Source organism: Streptomyces sp. NPDC059866 (assembly GCF_042731325.1).
Taxonomy (GTDB): domain Bacteria; phylum Actinomycetota; class Actinomycetes; order Streptomycetales; family Streptomycetaceae; genus Streptomyces; species Streptomyces flavusporus.
The window spans coordinates 1-17,680 of record NZ_JBHWJT010000014.1 but is presented as its reverse complement, the minus strand read 5'-3'; the positions used below and the strand labels follow the sequence as shown (position 1 = coordinate 17,680).

Below are 17,680 nucleotides of genomic sequence, written 5' to 3'. Positions count from 1 at the left end.
TCGGACCGCGTAGCCGCATCCTTCACGCCCCACCGTACCGCCTTGCGCTGCGGCCGTGCGGGGAGCGATGTCGTGTTCACTCAGGGCTGCAAACATCAAAACCCCCCGTTCCGTTCCGTATCCTGTGCCCGCTCATTCCCGGTCTGTTCGCCCGCAAGCTCCCTCAGAAGCAGTGCGAGTACGCTCCGTACACTCTCCATACGAATTTCCGCACGGTCGCCGTTCAACCTCAGGGGCTCCACTTTTCCGCCACCGGCGGAACCGGAACCCGGTCCGAAGGGCCCGTCCAGGGCCACGAAAACCGTCCCGACGGGCTGGCCGTCCTGTGATTCCGGACCGGCGACACCGGTGGTCGCGATGCCCCAGTCGGCACCCAGCGCCTTCCGGACACCGGTCGCCATCTGGAGTGCGACCTGCGGATCCACCGCTCCACACTGAGCCAGCAGAGTGGCGTCGACGCCCAGCAGATCGTGCTTGAGCGCAGTCGTGTACGCCGTCACCGAGCCCCGGAACGCCTTGGACGCCCCCGGAACCGCCGTCAGCTCCGCCGACACCAGGCCGCCCGTCAGCGACTCGGCGACGGCGACCGTCTCGCCTCTCACCGTGAGTAGTCGCACCACTTCCGCGGCCGGGGAACTCACGTTTCCGTCTCCTCCAACGCAGCCTTGCGCTCGGCCATTCCCTGCCTGCGCAGCACAATGGCCTGTCTCACATAGTCGAGCCCGGTCACCACGGTCAGGACGACCGCCGCAGCCATCACCCAGAACCTCAGGGTGGCCAGCCACCCCGTCAGTGCCAGCACGTACATCCCCACGGCCACGCCCTGCGTGAGCGTCTTCAGCTTGCCGCCGCGGCTGGCCGGGATGACGCCGTACCGAATGACCCAGAAACGCAGCAGTGTGATCCCGAGTTCCCGCCCGAGGATCACGATCGTCACCCACCACGGCAGATCGCCCAGCGCCGACAGACAGATCAGCGCCGCGCCCATGATCGCCTTGTCGGCGATGGGGTCGGCGATCTTCCCGAAGTCGGTGACGAGGTTGTAGGTGCGCGCCAGATGACCGTCGAACAGGTCGGTGATCATGGCGATGGCGAAGGCCGCCCAGGCGAGCGAACGCCACGCCGGGTCGTAGCCGCCGTCGGCCAGCATCAGCGCGACGAAACCCGGCACCAGGACCAGCCGGAGCATGGTCAGGAGGTTGGCGATGTTCCAGACGCTGGCCTGGTCGACGGCCGCGGCGGCGATCTTCCCGCCGCGTGCAGGCTTCCCCCCGTCCTGCGCGCCGGAAGCGCCCGACCCGGTGGAACCCGCGGCCGCCCCCTTCCCCTTCGAGGCCCCGCGCGCGGCGGTCCCTCTCGAGGAGGCCGCGGCACCGTTCGCCTTGGCGGAGCCACCTGCGGCGGACGCTGGTACTCCGGTCATCTGCCCGCCTCCTCACTGCCCGGGAGACCGCCTGCGTGACCGCCGACGAACACGCCCGGCAACGGCTCGGCCACCAGGTCGACACCTTCCGTACCGACCACCTTCGCCTCGACCATACGACCGATGCGCAGGCCCTCGCCGCTCGTCAGCAGCACCTGGCCGTCCGTCTCGGGCGCCTGGTGCGCCGCACGGCCGTATGTGCCGTCCTCGGTGTCCACCGACTCCACGAGCACGCGCACGGTCTGACCGACGCGCTCCTCGGCCCGCTGCGAGACGAGTTCCTCGGCCAGTCGCGAGATGTGGGCGAGGCGCTCGGCGACGACGTCCTGGTCGAGCTTGTTGTCGTACGTGGCCGCCTCCGTGCCCTCCTCGTCGGAGTAGCCGAAGACGCCGATGGCGTCCAGCCGTGCGCCGTTCAGGAACCGCTCCAGCTCGGCCAGGTCGGCCTCGCTCTCGCCGGGGAAGCCCACGATGAAGTTGGAGCGCACGCCGGCCTCGGGCGCCTTGCTGCGGATGGTGTCGAGCAGCTCGAGGAACCGGTCGGTGTCACCGAAGCGGCGCATCGCGCGCAGCACGTCGGGCGCGGAGTGCTGGAAGGACAGGTCGAAGTACGGCGCGACCTTCGGTGTCGAGGTCAGGACGTCGATCAGCCCGGGGCGCATCTCGGCCGGCTGGAGGTAGCTCACGCGCACCCGCTCGATGCCGTCGACCTCAGCCAGCTCCGGCAGCAGCGACTCCAGCAGGCGGATGTCGCCCAGGTCCTTGCCGTACGAGGTGTTGTTCTCGGAGACCAGCATGATCTCCTTGACGCCCTGCTCGGCCAGCCACCGCGTCTCGTTCAGCACGTCGCTCGGGCGGCGCGAGATGAAGGAGCCGCGGAAGGACGGGATGGCACAGAAGGAACAGCGCCGGTCGCAACCCGAGGCCAGCTTCACGGAGGCGACGGGAGCGCCGTCCAGCCGGCGCCGCAGTGGCGCGCGCGGCCCGGAGGCCGGCGCGACACCCTCGGGAAGGTCCGCCGGAGCGTGCCCCGGCAGCGCTACGGATGCCGCCGACTCCTGCCGCTCCGCCGGGCTGATCGGCAGCAGCTTGCGCCGGTCACGCGGGGTGTGCGCGGCGTGGATGCCACCGTTCAGGATCGTCTGCAGCCGGTCGGAGATGTCCGCGTAGTCGTCGAAGCCCAGCACGCCGTCGGCCTCGGGGAGCGCCTCGGCGAGCTCCTTGCCGTACCGCTCGGCCATGCAGCCCACCGCCACGACGGCCTGGGTTCTTCCGTGCCCCTTGAGGTCGTTGGCCTCCAGCAGGGCGTCGACGGAGTCCTTCTTGGCGGCGTCGACGAAGCCGCAGGTGTTGACGACGGCGACGTCGGCGTCCCCGGCTTCCTCGACGAGCTCCCAGCCGTCCGCCTCCAAGCGGCCTGCGAGCTCCTCCGAGTCCACCTCGTTACGGGCGCAGCCAAGGGTGACGAGTGCGACGGTACGGCGTTCAGGCATGGGCTCAAGACTACTTCGTCCCGCTGACACCCCCTGTCGACCACCCCACGACGACGGGGTTGGCCGATCATGGCCAACCCCGTAGCGACGACACGCCTCTCAGACGCCTATCCGACCTGCGGGTCGCCCTTCGTGTAGGTGAGCCGCTCCACGGAGCCCGGCTGGAAGTCGCTCTCGATCTTCTTGCCGTTCACATAGAGCTGGATCGCGCCGGCGTCGCCGAGCACGAGGTTGATCTTGGAGCTGTCCTGGAAGGTCTTGGACTCGCCCTGCTTGAGGAGTCCGTCGAAGAGCAGCCGGCCGTTGTGGTCCTTGGCGGAGATCCAGCTGCGGCCGTCGACGGCGCTCACCTGGACGGTGACCTTGTCCTGGGGCGCGGCCGCGATGGCACTCTCCGTCGGGTCGGGCTTCGGTTCGGCCGGCTTGCTGTTGCCGCCCGAGGGCGAGGCCGTCTTGGTCGACGAGGGCTTGGAACCCTCGGCGACCGGCGTCTCGGAGCCGGTACCGGTGTCGCCGCCCTTGACCACGGTGAACCCGACGAAGCCGATCACGACCACGATCGCGGCGACCATGGCCGCGGTCCAGTTGGGCCCCCGCCGCTCCGGGCGGATGCGCTCGGCCTCGAAGAGGGGTGCCGCCGGTGTCGGCGCCGGCCGCCCGCCGCGCTGGGCGTCGTACTGGGCGAGGAGTGGGGCCGGGTCCAGGTGGACGAACCTGGCCAGGGTCCTGATGTGCCCGCGGGCGTAGACGTCGCCGCCGCAGGGCGCGAAGTCGTCCGACTCGATGGCGTGCACGATGGCGATGCGGACTCGGGTGGCGGTACTGACGTCGTCGACGGTCAGCCCGGCGGCCATGCGCGCCTGCTGCAGGACGCGGCCGATGGACGGGCGGGCTTCCTCGGATACGTCTTCGAACGGACGCTCGTCTTCAGGGGAGTTGCCGATGGACACGGGGGCGCCTTTCGAGCGTGTAGCCACCTGTGCTGGAGGTTCAGTCTAGGGGGGGTACGAAAGGGTGGGGCAACCGGGCGACGGGACTTTGTACGCCATCCGAATGGCCGGACATCCTGAATGGCGGGTCGAGTGTTGACTGATGGTGGGGCAGGTGCTTTGCGGTTCCCTCAACTTGACGTGCGCCGGAGGGAAACGGTTGCTCAATGATCGCTTACGGGTGAGTCACGATCGAACAACACACCGCACGACGGCCGTAGGACACCCGTCTCCCTACGCTTCAGACTCCCCACGGATCAACGCGAGCACGCCATCCAGGTCATCGGGTTTCACAAGAACATCACGTGCCTTGGAGCCCTCGCTCGGCCCGACGATGTTCCGCGACTCCATGAGGTCCATCAGCCGCCCGGCTTTGGCGAAGCCCACGCGCAGCTTGCGCTGGAGCATGGAGGTCGAGCCGAACTGCGTGGAGACCACCAGCTCGGCCGCCTGGCACAGCAGGTCCAGGTCGTCGCCGATGTCCTCGTCGATCTCCTTCTTCTGCTTGCTGCCGACGGTGACGTCGTCCCGGAAGACCGGCGTCATCTGGTCCTTGCAGTGCTGGACGACGGCCGCGACCTCCTCCTCGGTCACGAACGCGCCCTGCATACGCACCGGCTTGTTCGCGCCCATCGGCAGGAACAGTCCGTCGCCCTTGCCGATCAGCTTCTCGGCGCCCGGCTGGTCGAGGATGACCCGCGAGTCCGCCAGTGAGGAGGTGGCGAACGCCAGCCGCGACGGCACGTTCGCCTTGATCAGACCGGTGACCACATCCACCGACGGCCGCTGCGTGGCGAGCACCAGGTGGATGCCGGCCGCGCGCGCGAGCTGCGTGATGCGCACGATGGCGTCCTCCACGTCGCGCGGCGCCACCATCATCAGGTCGGCGAGCTCGTCGACGATCACCAGGAGGTACGGGTACGGCTGGAGTTCCCGCTCACTGCCCTCCGGCGCCGCCACCTTGCCGTTCCGTACGGCCTCGTTGAAGTCGTCGATGTGCCGGTAGCCGTACGCCGCCAGGTCGTCGTACCGCAGGTCCATTTCCCGTACGACCCACTGGAGCGCCTCGGCGGCCCGCTTGGGGTTGGTGATGATCGGCGTGATCAGGTGCGGGATGCCCTCGTACGCGGTGAGCTCGACGCGCTTGGGGTCGACGAGGACCATGCGGACGTCCTCGGGGGTCGCGCGGACCATGACTGACGTAATCAGGCAGTTGATGCACGAGGATTTACCGGAACCGGTGGCTCCGGCGACCAGGACGTGCGGCATCTTCGCAAGGTTGGCCATCACGTAGCCGCCCTCGACGTCCTTGCCCAGCGCGACCAGCATCGGATGGTCGTCCTCGGCGGCCGCCGCCAGCCGCAGCACGTCGCCGAGATTGACCATCTCGCGGTCGGTGTTCGGGATCTCGATGCCGACCGCGGACTTGCCGGGGATCGGGCTGATGATCCGCACGTCGGGGCTGGCGACGGCGTACGCGATGTTCTTGGTGAGCGCGGTGATCCGCTCGACCTTCACGGCGGGGCCGAGTTCGACCTCGTACCGCGTGACCGTCGGCCCGCGCGTGAAGCCGGTGACGGCGGCGTCGACCTTGAACTCGGTGAAGACGTTGGTGAGCGAGGCCACCACGGCGTCGTTGGCGGCGCTGCGCGCCTTTCCGGGGCCCCCGCGCGTGAGGAGGTCGAGGGACGGCAGGGAGTACGTGATGTCGCCGGACAGCTGGAGCTGCTCGGCGCGCGGCGGGAGGTCGCGGGTCTCGTGGGGCGGCGCCTTGGTGAGGTCGGGGACCTCGCCCTTCAGCTTCTCCTGCTGGGGGCGCGCGGCCGGGACCGGCGTCGGAGTCGGTGTGGTCTCCGCGCGGTCGCCGACGCTCACACCCTGGGTGAGGTCGGCGACGACCGGCGAGGGCGGCATGCCGTGCAGCACGGCACCGTCGAGCGCGGCAGCGGCGGCCGCGGCGACGTCCACGGCGTCCATCTGCCGGTCCGTCTCGGGCTGCGGCACGGCGGAGCGCCTCGGACGGCCGCGACGCCGGGAGAGCGCCTCCTGCTCGGCGCCGTCGGGGTCGTACGACTGCGGGGCCGGCCCGCGCCTGCGGGGGCGGGCCGGCAGCGCCTCGCGCCACTGGTCGTCGTACCGCTCGTCGTCGTCGGTGAACTCCTCGTCCGCCGGGTCGCGGACGAGGCCGAGCTTCGTGCCGAGCAGCCGCAGCCGCTGCGGGACGGCGTTGACCGGGGTGGCCGTGACGACCAGCAGACCGAAGACCGTCAGGAGCACGAGCAGCGGTACCGCGAGCATCTCGCTCATGGTGTACGTCAGCGGAGTCGCCGCGCCCCAGCCGATGAGGCCGCCGGCGTCCCGTATGGCCTGCATGCCGTCGCTGCGGGCGGGCGAGCCGCAGGCGATGTGGACCTGGCCGAGCACGCCGATGACGAGCGCGGACAGGCCGATGACGATGCGGCCGTTGGCCTCGGGCTGCTCGGGGTGCCGGATGAAGCGCACCGCGATGACCGCGAGGAGGACCGGCACGAGCAGGTCCAGCCGGCCGAAGGCGCCGGTGACGAGTATCTCGACGAGGTCGCCGACCGGGCCACGCAGGTTGGACCAGGTGCCCGCGGCGACGATCAGCGCCAGGCCGAGGAGCAGCAGGGCGATGCCGTCCTTGCGGTGGGCCGGGTCGAGGTTCTTGGCGCCCTGTCCGATGCCGCGGAAGACGGCGCCGACGGCATGCGCGACGCCGAGCCAGATCGCGCGGACGAGCCGGTAGACGCCTCCGGTCGGACTGGGTGCCGGCTTGGGGGCGGGCTTCTTCGCCGCAGCCTTCTTGGCGGGAGCCTTCTTTGCGGGGGCCTTCTTCGCGGCGGCCTTCTTCGCGGCGGCCTTCTTCGCCGGAGCCTTCGCGGAACCGGCAGCCTTCTTCGCGGGCTGCTTCTTGGCTGCGGAGGGACGTGAGGCCATAGGTGTGAGATTACCGGTGGAGACGACAGCGGACACGCGTGCCCACTGCTTCACCCGTTCGTGTCGCCCTTGCAGAGGCGTGAAACTGACGCGAGTTCACGTAGGAGTGACGCACTGATGAACGCCGCGCCGTCGGCCGCGGCGCGGGCACCAGGCAACTGGCCCCGCGCAGATGTCAGTTCTGCGACGGCACCGACGCCGCGCCGCCCGCGCCCGGCTCCAGCGCGTCCAACGCCCGCCGCAATCCCGTGAGCTTGCGCTCCAGATGGGCCGCCGTCGCCACCGCCGCCGCGTCCGCCGAATCGTCGTCGAGTTGCTTGGACAGCGCCTCGGCCTGCTCCTCCACGGCGGCGAGCCGCGCCGACAGCTCCGCGAGCAGACCGGCCGGCTCCTTGCCGCCGCCGACCGCGCTCTTGCCGCCGCCCTCCAACTGCAGCCGCAGCAGCGCCGCCTGCTCCCGCAGCTGGCAGTTCTTCATGTACAGCTCGACGAACACCGAGACCTTCGCCCGCAGCACCCACGGGTCGAAGGGCTTGGAGATGTAGTCGACCGCGCCCGCCGCGTAGCCACGGAACGTGTGGTGCGGACCGTGGTTGATCGCGGTGAGGAAGATGATCGGGATGTCCCGCGTCCGCTCGCGCCGCTTGATGTGGGCGGCGGTTTCGAAACCGTCCATTCCCGGCATCTGGACGTCCAGCAGAATGACCGCGAAGTCGTCCGTGAGCAGTGCTTTGAGCGCTTCCTCCCCGGACGATGCCCGCACCAGCGTCTGATCGAGCGCAGAGAGGATCGCCTCCAGCGCCAGCAGATTCTCCGGCCGGTCATCGACCAGGAGGATCTTGGCCTTCTGCACCATGGCCCGCCCTCCTCGCCCCGGCAGTGCACCGGGCGCCGCCCCGTGGGACGACTCCGTTACGCCGCCCATCCTCGTGCCGGTCATCGTAGCCTTACCCCGCCTGTCGCCACACCCTGTCACCGCGATGTCACTGTGCACGCAGCAGAAACGCAGGGGGAGACCAGAAGGTTCCCCGAATCCCGTACTTGTACACGACTACCAACACCCTGAGTCAGCAACTCCAGGTGAACATCCACCGTTCATTCCCCCTGCATCCACTGCTCCATCACCGCGAGCAGATGATCGGGGTCGACCGGCTTCGTGACGTAGTCGGAGGCGCCCGACTCGATCGCCTTCTCCCGGTCGCCCTTCATCGCCTTGGCCGTCAGCGCGATGATCGGCAGCCCTGCGAACTGCGGCATCCGACGGATCGCCGTGGTCGTCGCATACCCGTCCATCTCCGGCATCATGATGTCCATCAGGACAACCGTTACGTCGTCGTGCTGCTCCAGGACCTCGATACCCTCGCGGCCGTTCTCGGCGTACAGCACCGACAGCCCGTGCTGCTCCAGGACGCTGGTGAGGGCGAAGACGTTGCGGATGTCGTCGTCGACGATCAGCACCTTCTCGCCGCCGAACCGGATCCCGCCGCGCGACTGTGCGTCCGCGTCCTCCGCGCCGGCCGACCACTGCGCCTGCGGCAGGGCCCGCTGTTCGGCGACGGGCGTGGTCCTGCGGCGCCGCCGGAAGAGGGCGGCCGCACCGTTCTGCGTCTCCCGGTACGACTTCACCTCGGCCGGCGTCTCCACGACCGCCTCGGACAACTCCGGCCAGCCCTCGCCGAGCTCGCCGGCCCCCGCGGGGAGCGCGGGCTGCTGGTAGCCGTGCGGCGGCAGCTCGCTCGGGTGCAGGGGCAGATACAGCGTGAACGTCGAACCGCGGCCCGGCTCGCTCTGCGCGTGGATCTCACCGCCGAGCAGCTGAGCGATCTCCCGCGAGATCGACAGCCCGAGCCCGGTACCGCCGTACTTGCGGCTGGTCGTGCCGTCCGCCTGCTTGAACGCCTCGAAGATCACCCGCATCTTGCTCGCCGCAATACCGATGCCGGTGTCGGTCACCGAGAACGCGATCAGCTCCGCGTCCGGATCGGTCAGTGAACCGGCCTCCAGCAGCTGCTCCCGGATCTTCTGCGGCACGTCGTCGCGCGCGGGACGGATCACGAGCTCGACCGAGCCGGAGTCGGTGAACTTCACCGCGTTGGACAGCAGGTTGCGCAGCACCTGCAGCAGCCGCTGCTCGTCGGTGTGCAGCGTGGCGGGCAGCTCGGGCGACACCCGTACGGACAGGTCCAGGCCCTTCTCCGCGGTCAGCGGCCGGAACGTGGCCTCCACGTAGTCGACGAGCTGGACGAGCGCGATCCGCGTCGGGGAGACGTCCATCTTGCCCGCCTCGACCTTCGACAGGTCGAGGATGTCGTTGATCAGCTGAAGCAGGTCGGAGCCCGCCCCGTGGATCGTCTCGGCGAACTCGACCTGCTTCGGGGTGAGGTTGCCGTCCGCGTTGTCGGCGAGCAGCTTGGCCAGGATCAGCAGCGAGTTCAGGGGCGTACGCAGCTCGTGCGACATGTTGGCGAGGAACTCGCTCTTGTAGCGCATGGAGACCGCGAGTTGCTCGGCGCGCTCCTCCAGGACCTGCCGCGCCTCCTCGATCTCGGTGTTCTTCACCTCGATGTCGCGGTTCTGCCGGGCGAGCAGCTCGGCCTTCTCCTCCAGCTCGGCGTTGGACGCCTGGAGGGCCTTCTGCCGGTTCTCCAACTCGGCGGACCGCTCACGCAGTTGCTCGGTCAGCTCCTGCGACTGCTTCAGCAGCACCTCCGTCTTGGTGTTGACGGAGATCGTGTTGACGCTGGTCGCGATCATCTCGGCGATCTGGTTGAGGAAGTCCTTCTGGATCTGCGTGAACGGTGTGAACGACGCCAGTTCGATGACGCCGAGCACCTTGCCCTCGAACAGCACCGGCAGCACGATCACCTGCGCGGGCGGCGCCTCGCCGAGCCCGGAGGAGATCTTCAGATAGCCACTGGGGGCGTTCTCGACAAGGATCGTGCGCTTCTCCTCCGCGGCCGTGCCGACCAGCGCCTCCCCCGGCCGGAACGACGTCGGCATGGATCCCATCGAGTAGCCGTACGAGCCCAGCATGCGCAGTTCGAACTGGTCGTCCTTGCCGGCACCGTCGCCGAGCGGCATCGCGACGAAGAACGCGCCGTGCTGCGCGGAGACCACCGGCGTCAGCTCGCTCATGATCAGTGAGGCCACGTCCTCCAGATCACGGCGGCCCTGCATCAGCGCGGAGATACGGGCGAGGTTGCCCTTGAGCCAGTCCTGCTCCTTGTTGGCGATCGTGGTGTCGCGCAGGTTGGCGATCATCTTGTTGATGTAGTCCTGAAGTTCCTGGATCTCGCCGGAGGCGTCCACGTCGATCTTCAGGTTCAGGTCGCCACGGGTCACCGCGGTCGCCACGCGCGCGATGGCACGCACCTGCCGGGTCAGGTTCCCGGCCATCTCGTTCACGGACTCGGTGAGGTCACGCCAGGTGCCGTCGACATCACGCACGCGTGCCTGGCCGCCCAGCTGGCCCTCCGTACCCACCTCACGGGCGACGCGGGTGACCTCCTCGGCGAACGAGGACAGCTGGTCGACCATCGTGTTGATGGTCGTCTTCAGCTCGAGGATCTCACCGCGCGCGTCGATGTCGATCTTCTTCGTGAGGTCACCCTTGGCGATGGCCGTGGTGACCATGGCGATGTTGCGCACCTGCCCGGTCAGGTTGGACGCCATCTGGTTCACGGACTCGGTGAGGTCCTTCCAGGTGCCCGCCACGCCCGGCACGTGCGCCTGCCCGCCCAGGATGCCGTCCGTACCCACCTCGCGGGCCACCTTGGTGACCTGGTCGGCGAACGAGCTCAGGGTCTTCACCATGGTGTTGAAGGTGTCGGCGAGCTGAGCGACCTCACCGCGCGCCTCGATCGTCACCGTCCGCGTCAGGTCACCGTTGGCGACGGCCGCCGCGACCTGGGAGATGTTCCTCACCTGAACGGTGAGGTTCTTGGCCATCAGGTTGACGTTGTCGCTGAGGTCCTTCCAGATGCCCGTGACACCCGGCACATGAGCCTGGCCGCCCAGGATGCCCTCGGTGCCCACCTCGCGGGCCACCCGGGTCACCTGGTCGGCGAAGGACGACAGCTGGTCGACCATCGTGTTGACGGTGGTGACGAGCTCGAGGATCTCGCCCTTGGCGTCGACGGTGATCTTCTTCGACAGGTCACCCTTGGCGACCGCGGTCGTGACGTCGGCGATGCTGCGCACCTGCACGGTGAGGTTGTTCGCCATGAAGTTCACGGACTGGGTGAGGTCCTTCCAGGTGCCGGACACGCCCTGCACCTCGGCCTGACCGCCCAGCTTCCCCTCGGTGCCCACCTCGCGGGCGACGCGGGTGACCTCCTCGGCGAAGGACGACAGCTGGTCCACCATCGTGTTGAGGGTGTTCTTCAACTCCAGAATCTCGCCACGCGCGTCCACGGTGATCTTCTGCGACAGATCACCCCGCGCCACCGCCGTTGCGACCTGCGCGATCTGCCGCATCTGAGCGGTCAGATTGCCGGCCATGCCGTTCACGGAGTCCGTCAGGTCCCGCCACACACCGGCCACGCCGGGCACCTGCGCCTGACCGCCGAGCCGGCCCTCCGTACCCACCTCGCGGGCCACCCGGGTCACCTGGTCGGCGAAGGACGACAGCTGGTCCACCATCGTGTTGACGGTGTTCTTCAGCTCCAGGATCTCCCCGCGCACATCCATGGTGATCTTCTGCGACAGGTCGCCACGCGCCACCGCAGTCGTCACCTGGGCGATCTGTCGCACCTGGGCGGTCAGGTTGCCGGTGATGGAGTTGACGGCGTCGGTGAGCTCCTTCCACGTACCGGAGACGCCCTCCACGCGCGCCTGCCCGCCGAGCCGCCCCTCGGTGCCCACCTCCCGGGCCATGGTCGTGACCTGGTCGGCGAACGACGACAGCTGGTCCACCATCGTGTTCACGGTGTTCTTCAGCTGCAGCATCTCGCCGGAGACGTCCACGGTGACCTTCTGGGACAGATCACCGTTGGCCACCGCCGTCGTCACCTGGGCGATGTTCCTCACCTGTCCGGTGAGATTCCGGAACGCCGTGTTGACGGAGTCCGTCAGGTCCTTCCACGTCCCCGCCGCGCCCGGCACCTGCGCCTGACCGCCCAGCTCACCCTCGTCACCGATCTCCCGCGCCACCCGCGTGACCTCGGAACCGAAGGCCGACAGCTGGTCCACCATCCCGTTGACGGTGTTCTTCAGCTCCAGCATCTCGCCGGCCACGTCCACGGTGACCTTCTGCGACAGATCACCGTTGGCCACCGCCGTCGTCACCGCGGCGATGTCCCGCACCTGGGTCGTCAGGTTCCGGAACACCGTGTTGACGGAGTCCGTCAGGTCCTTCCACGTCCCCGCCGCACCCGGCACGTTCGCCTGCCCGCCGAGCCGTCCCTCTGCACCGACCTCGTTGGCCACGCGCGTGACCTCGTCGGCGAAGATCCGCAGCGTCTCGGTCATCTGGTTGATCGTCTCGGCGAGCTGCGCGACCTCACCCCGCGCCTGCACCGTCACCTTGCGCGACAGATCACCGCTGGCGACCGCGGTCGTCACCTCCGCGATACCGCGCACCTGCGCGGTGAGGTTCCCGGCCATCGTGTTGACGGAGTCGGTGAGCTCCTTCCACACACCGGCCACGCCGGGCACCTGCGCCTGACCGCCCAGCTCGCCCTCGGTCCCCACCTCTCGGGCGACCCGGGTCACCTCGGAGGAGAACGCGGAGAGCTGGTCCACCATCGTGTTGACGGTTTCCTTCAGCTCCAGCATCTCGCCGGCCACGTGAACCGTGACCTTCCGGGACAGATCGCCCTTGGCGACCGCCGTCGTCACCAGCGCGATGTCCCGCACCTGAGCGGTCAGCCGGTACGCCATCGTGTTGACGGACTCCGTCAGGTCCTTCCACGAACCCGACATCCCGCGCACCTGGGCCTGCCCGCCCAGCTTTCCCTCGGTGCCCACCTCACTGGCCACCCGTGTGACCTCGTCGGTGAACGTCGACAGCTGGTCGACCAGGTTGTTGACCGTCCGCCCGACCTTGAGGAACTCCCCGCGCAGCGGGTGCCCGCTCCCGTCGGGCGCCTGCGTCCGCAACTCCATCCGGGGCAGCAGATCACCGTCCGCCACCGCGGACAGCACCCGGCTGACCTCGGACACCGGCCATACGAGATCGTCGACCAGGGCGTTCGAGGCGTCGATGGCGGCCGCCCAGGACCCCTCGCAGGCGCCCGTCTCCAGCCGCTCCGTGAGCTTGCCCTCACGTCCCACCACGCGGCGTACGCGCGACAGCTCACCCGTCAGGTGCAGATTGCGGTCGGCCACCTCGTTGAACACGGCCGCGATCTCCGCCATCACGCCGTCCCCGGACACCGTGAGCCGCTTGCGGAAGTTTCCGTCCCGCATCGACACAAGCGCCGCGAGCAGCCGGTTCAGGGCAGCCGTGTCCACCTCGGTGGTCCCGTTCCGGTTGCTCGGGGACTGTCCGCCCTTTGCACGCGGCTTAGTGCCCCGCGTCGCTGCGCCAGACTCCACTGTGTCCCTCCCGCAGGGATCGACCGTTACTGCTGTGCTCGGGTACTGCTGCTCGGCGTACCGGTTACTACTGCGTATCCCGGCCCGGCGCTACCGGGCCGCCATCACCACCAGGGGGTACCGGCCGCACCCAGGGCTGCTGCCCGCCATACGCGGAACACACTCTCGGCCTGCCAGGACCTCCACCAGAAGCCTGCCCAGTGTTTCACCCCTGCCGAACCAGGCCATAACAGTTCGGCAGCTTCGCACATCGTCCGCACACCCTCCGGACGGAAACACTGCAGACCGGCACACGCATGGATGGCGAAGGTAAGTAACCTTGCATGCGGCTGTCCAGCCGCGCCGGTCCGTCCGGCCTGGGCGGTGGCACGAGAACGAGCGGGCATCGGAGGGGCGGCCGCACACATGACCACCGGACTGATTCCCGGGGGACAGCCCCCGGACCCCCGGCCGACGAGCGGCCTGCCGTCACAAACGCGACGGGAGCCGGTCGACCACGGGGCCCAGCACGTAGAAAGCAGGTCGAGGAGTTCTGTGATCACCGCGCGCGCGGCCGCCAGCTTCGAGCCCGTCGGGCGCTCGGTCGCCTCCGCCCGCTCCTTCGTCCGCGACACACTCCAGGGCTGGGGCTACGCCGACATCGTGGACGACGCGGTGGTCCTCACCAGCGAGCTGGTCACCAACGCCGTCGTGCACGCCGGTACGACCGCGGACGTCCTGTGTCTGCGCACCGACGGCGGCGTACGCATCGAGGTCGCCGACCACTACCCCGAACGCGAAGTCCCGCTCCAGGGCTCGGCCGTCAACATGGGCAGCCCCGACCGCGAGGGCGGCCGCGGCCTCCAGCTGTGCGCGGCCCTGGCCAGCCGCTGGGGCGTCGAGTACACCCCGACGCACAAACAGGTCTGGTTCCAACTCGACCTCCCCGAGCGCGCGGTGGGCACCCGCACCGCCGGCCCGTCCCTCCCGGCCGACCTGCTCCCGCTGGCCGACGGCCGCGTCCGTGTGGCGGTCATCCAGATCGACCGGAACGGCTCCATCTCGGCCTGGAACGACGACGCCGAGGAGCTGTTCGGCTACCAGGCGGAACAGGTCACCGGAAAACCCCTCACCGACCTCGCGGCCTGGCCGCACACGCCCGGCACCAGCACGGGCATCGTGGAGGCCCTCCAACTCTCCCGTTGGGAAGGCAGTTACGGCATCCGCAACGCGAACGGGCGAGTGATTCCCGTCTACGCCTCCCACCTCCGCGTCCGCGACACGGCCGGCGAGCCCTCCACGGTCTGCCTCCTCGTACGGGACCACGAACGCGCCGTCCTGCAGACGCCGATGCGCCTGCCGGCATCCGACACGAACACCTCCTCGGAGGGCCAGAACACCGACCCCTTCGAGGTGTTCATCGGCTCCCCCGCCCCGGACGACCTCGACGGCCTCCTCCAGCGCACGGTGGAACGCGCCCGCGACATGCTCGACGGCGACTCCGCGTTCCTGCTCCTCGCCACCGACGACGAAACGGAGTTGGAGGTCCGCGCCTCCACAGGCCTGCCCTCCGCCCGCCAGCGCTTCGCCCGCGTCCCCGTCGAGGCGGGCCCCGGCCGCTACGGCTCCGCCCGCATGCCGGCCGTCCATGACGACCTCACGGCGGTCTCCGGTGCGGTACCGCTGCTGAACGGCACCGGCATGCGCTCGGTGGTCACGGTCCCGCTGAAGGTCGAGGGCCGCCTCACCGGCTCCCTCGGCGTCGCCGCGGAGGCGCCCGGCAGATACTCCAACGAGGAGGCCCTGCGCCTCCAGTTCGCCGCCGACCGTATCGCCCTGGCCGTCGAATCCGCCCGTCTGGGTGAACTCGAACGCCTGCGCCGCGGCTCCCTCAGCTTCCTCGTCGAGGCCTCCGACCTCCTGGCCGGCACCCTGGACCGCGACCAGACACTGGCCCTCATGGCCCAGATGACGGTCCCGACGCTGGCCACCTGGTGCGCCGTCTACACGATCGCCGACCAGGCCTCGGAGCCGTATCTGTCGTACGTCCTGCATGAGGACGAGGAACTCATCGACGGCATCAAGTCCCTCCTGTCGAAGATCGCCCCGCCCGACCCGGTCCCCACCCCGGGCGCCCGCGTCTGGTCGGCCCCGGCGGAAGCCGCCCACCAGGCGGCGCTGCGCACGTCCATGCGCAGCCTGGGCCTCGGTGAACCAGCCACGGTCAGCGGGGGAATCGGTCCGACCCTGGCAACGGCCGCGGCCGTGGGCGGCGAGACGGTCGTCCTCCCCCTGGTGGCCCGCAACCGCGTCATCGGCATGTTGACACTGGGCAAGCCGACCAACGAACACTTCCGCCAGGAGATCCTGGAACTGGCCGAGGACCTGTCCCGCAGAGCCGCCCTGGCCCTGGACAACGCCCGTCTCTACTCGGAGCGCGTGGCCATCAGCCAGTCCCTCCAGCGCAGCCTCCTGCCGCCCGAGCTCCCCGAGATCGGTGGCGTGGAGGTCGAGGTCATCTACCGCGCGGCCGGCGAGGGCAACGAGGTCGGCGGCGACTTCTACGACCTGTTCCCCATCCGCGACGGTGCCTACGGCTTCGCCATCGGCGACGTCTGCGGTACGGGCCCCAACGCGGCGGCGGTCACGGGCCTGGCCCGCCATGCGCTGAGGTTGCTGGCCCGCGAGGGCCTCAGCGGCCCGGCGGTCCTGCAACGCCTCAACTCCGCGATCCTCGACGAGGGCGCCCGCAGCCGCTTCCTGACGCTCCTGTACGGCGAGATGCGCCCGCAGGAGGACGGCAGCGCGGAGCTGAAGGTGGTGTGCGCCGGACACCCGCTGCCGCTCCGCCTGCGCCAGGACGGCACGGTCGAGACCGCGGCCGAGCCCCAACCGCTCCTCGGCGTCCTGGAGGACCTGGACCTCTACGAGCAGACCGTCATTCTCGACCCCGGCGACGTCCTGCTCTGCGTCACGGACGGCGTCACCGAACGACGCGAGGGCACCCGCATGCTGGGCGACGACGGCCTCGCCGACGTCCTCACCACCTGCACCGGCCTCACGGCGGGCGCGGTGGCGGCCCGCGTCATGCGCGCCGTGGAACGCTTCGCCACGGACGCCCCCTCCGACGACATGGCGATCCTGGCCATGCGCGTGCCGGGCCTCCACAACGGCCTGAACGGCGCCTGACCGAACAGCGCCTGAAACAACGCCCGAACAACCAAAAGGCCCCCGCCCGAAAGGGCGGAGGCCTTTTGTAGTGGAGCCCCCAAACGGAATCGAACCGTTGACCTTCTCCTTACCATGGAGACGCTCTGCCGACTGAGCTATAGGGGCCGGTCACCTTGCCGAGGTTTCCCTCGCGGCAACGGAATAGATCATACCCCGAACAGGCCTGTGCTCCCAACCACGACCGCCCGGGACAAGACCGGTCAGAGGGCCGGCTGCAACAGGCCACCCAGGGCATTGCACGCGGACACGATCCGCTGCATGTCCCGCTTCGTCAAAGCCCCTTCCACAGGCAGCGCAAGCGTTTCTGCCGCCGCCCGCTCGGTCTCCGGCAAGGACACGCACTGCCGGAAGCCGGGCAGCCGGTGCACCGGAGTTTTCACCGGAACCCGGCACTCAACGCCCCTGGCCCGCACGGCCCGCGCGAAGGCGTCCCGGTCCGGCCGCCCGTTCCCGGGCACCCGCACGACGTACTGCTGATAGGTGTGCCCGACACCGCCATCAGGGGTGTACACACCCTTCAACTTGGCATCGAGATAAGCGGCCCTCTGCCGTCGCTGAGCCACCTCGTCGTACGGCGACTCGGACTCCCCCTGCTCCAGAACCAGAATCCCGTGCCGCTGCCCAACACGGTGCAGCCGCGTCACATCCGCCGGCCGACCGAAGCGGTGTACGGCAACGACCCCCGCGGTACGCGGAGTTACGGCCGCTTCGACAGCCGACGGGTCCAGGCAGTACGACACCGGATCGATGTCCGCGAACACCGGGAGCGCACCGGCCAGAGCCACGGCTTCCGAGACCTCGACGTTCCCGAAGGCCGGCACGATGACCTCGTCACCGACTCCGATGCCGGCGGCCCTGAGCATTGCAGCAGTACCCATGCTGCGGATCGTGGTTGCGCAACGTGAACTTCAAGTGACACAGAACAAAAAAGGGTTGGACCCGGAACGGAAGTTCCGGGTCCAACCCACTCAAGATTTGTTCGGCGGTGTCCTACTCTCCCACAGGGTCCCCCCTGCAGTACCATCGGCGCTGTAAGGCTTAGCTTCCGGGTTCGGAATGTAACCGGGCGT

9 protein-coding genes, 1 tRNA gene and 1 rRNA gene are annotated in these 17,680 nt (G+C 69.2%); 1 reads left to right on the top strand and 10 read right to left on the bottom strand.

The annotated features are described in order from the left end of the window. Positions 1-95: 95 nt before the first annotated feature. From ACFV7R_RS22010 to ACFV7R_RS21980, 7 genes are all read right to left on the bottom strand, one after another. Complete coding sequence (locus ACFV7R_RS22010) at positions 96-641, bottom strand: CinA family protein (protein WP_385265884.1); 546 nt, start codon at positions 639-641, stop codon at positions 96-98. Next, positions 638-1,423, bottom strand: a complete 786-nt coding sequence (pgsA, locus tag ACFV7R_RS22005; protein ID WP_129801121.1) for a CDP-diacylglycerol--glycerol-3-phosphate 3-phosphatidyltransferase — start codon at positions 1,421-1,423, stop codon at positions 638-640. The genes ACFV7R_RS22010 and pgsA overlap by 4 nt, the downstream gene beginning before the upstream one ends. Further along, complete coding sequence (rimO, locus tag ACFV7R_RS22000; protein WP_385265881.1) at positions 1,420-2,916, bottom strand: 30S ribosomal protein S12 methylthiotransferase RimO; 1,497 nt, start codon at positions 2,914-2,916, stop codon at positions 1,420-1,422. The genes pgsA and rimO overlap by 4 nt, the downstream gene beginning before the upstream one ends. A gap of 107 nt (positions 2,917-3,023) precedes the next feature. Continuing rightward, the gene (locus ACFV7R_RS21995; RefSeq protein ID WP_385265879.1) at positions 3,024-3,866 is read right to left on the bottom strand and encodes a helix-turn-helix domain-containing protein; all 843 of its coding nucleotides are present in this window, start codon (positions 3,864-3,866) and stop codon (positions 3,024-3,026) included. Between the two features lie 273 nt (positions 3,867-4,139). Then, positions 4,140-6,863, bottom strand: coding sequence for a DNA translocase FtsK (locus ACFV7R_RS21990; RefSeq protein ID WP_385265876.1), 2,724 nt, complete (start codon positions 6,861-6,863; stop codon positions 4,140-4,142). Between the two features lie 175 nt (positions 6,864-7,038). Next, a complete protein-coding gene (locus ACFV7R_RS21985; protein WP_129801125.1) occupies positions 7,039-7,719 on the bottom strand; it encodes a two-component system response regulator in 681 nt (226 codons plus the stop codon). 239 nt (positions 7,720-7,958) lie between these two features. Next, complete coding sequence (locus tag ACFV7R_RS21980; RefSeq protein ID WP_385265873.1) at positions 7,959-13,400, bottom strand: HAMP domain-containing protein; 5,442 nt, start codon at positions 13,398-13,400, stop codon at positions 7,959-7,961. Positions 13,401-13,805: 405 nt separating this feature from the next. On the opposite strand from ACFV7R_RS21980, the gene ACFV7R_RS21975 reads away from it, so the two are divergent. Further along, entirely contained in the window at positions 13,806-16,568 is a 2,763-nt protein-coding gene (locus ACFV7R_RS21975) for a SpoIIE family protein phosphatase (protein ID WP_385265870.1), read from the top strand. Between the two features lie 71 nt (positions 16,569-16,639). Here ACFV7R_RS21975 and ACFV7R_RS21970 read toward each other — a convergent pair. From ACFV7R_RS21970 to rrf, 3 genes are all read right to left on the bottom strand, one after another. Next, a tRNA-Thr gene (locus tag ACFV7R_RS21970) sits at positions 16,640-16,715 on the bottom strand. A gap of 95 nt (positions 16,716-16,810) precedes the next feature. Beyond that, on the bottom strand, positions 16,811-17,473 hold the full coding sequence (locus tag ACFV7R_RS21965) for a DegT/DnrJ/EryC1/StrS family aminotransferase (RefSeq protein WP_385266310.1): 663 nt from the start codon (positions 17,471-17,473) through the stop codon (positions 16,811-16,813). Positions 17,474-17,587: 114 nt separating this feature from the next. After that, positions 17,588-17,680, bottom strand: a 5S ribosomal RNA gene (gene rrf, locus ACFV7R_RS21960); the annotation flags it as partial.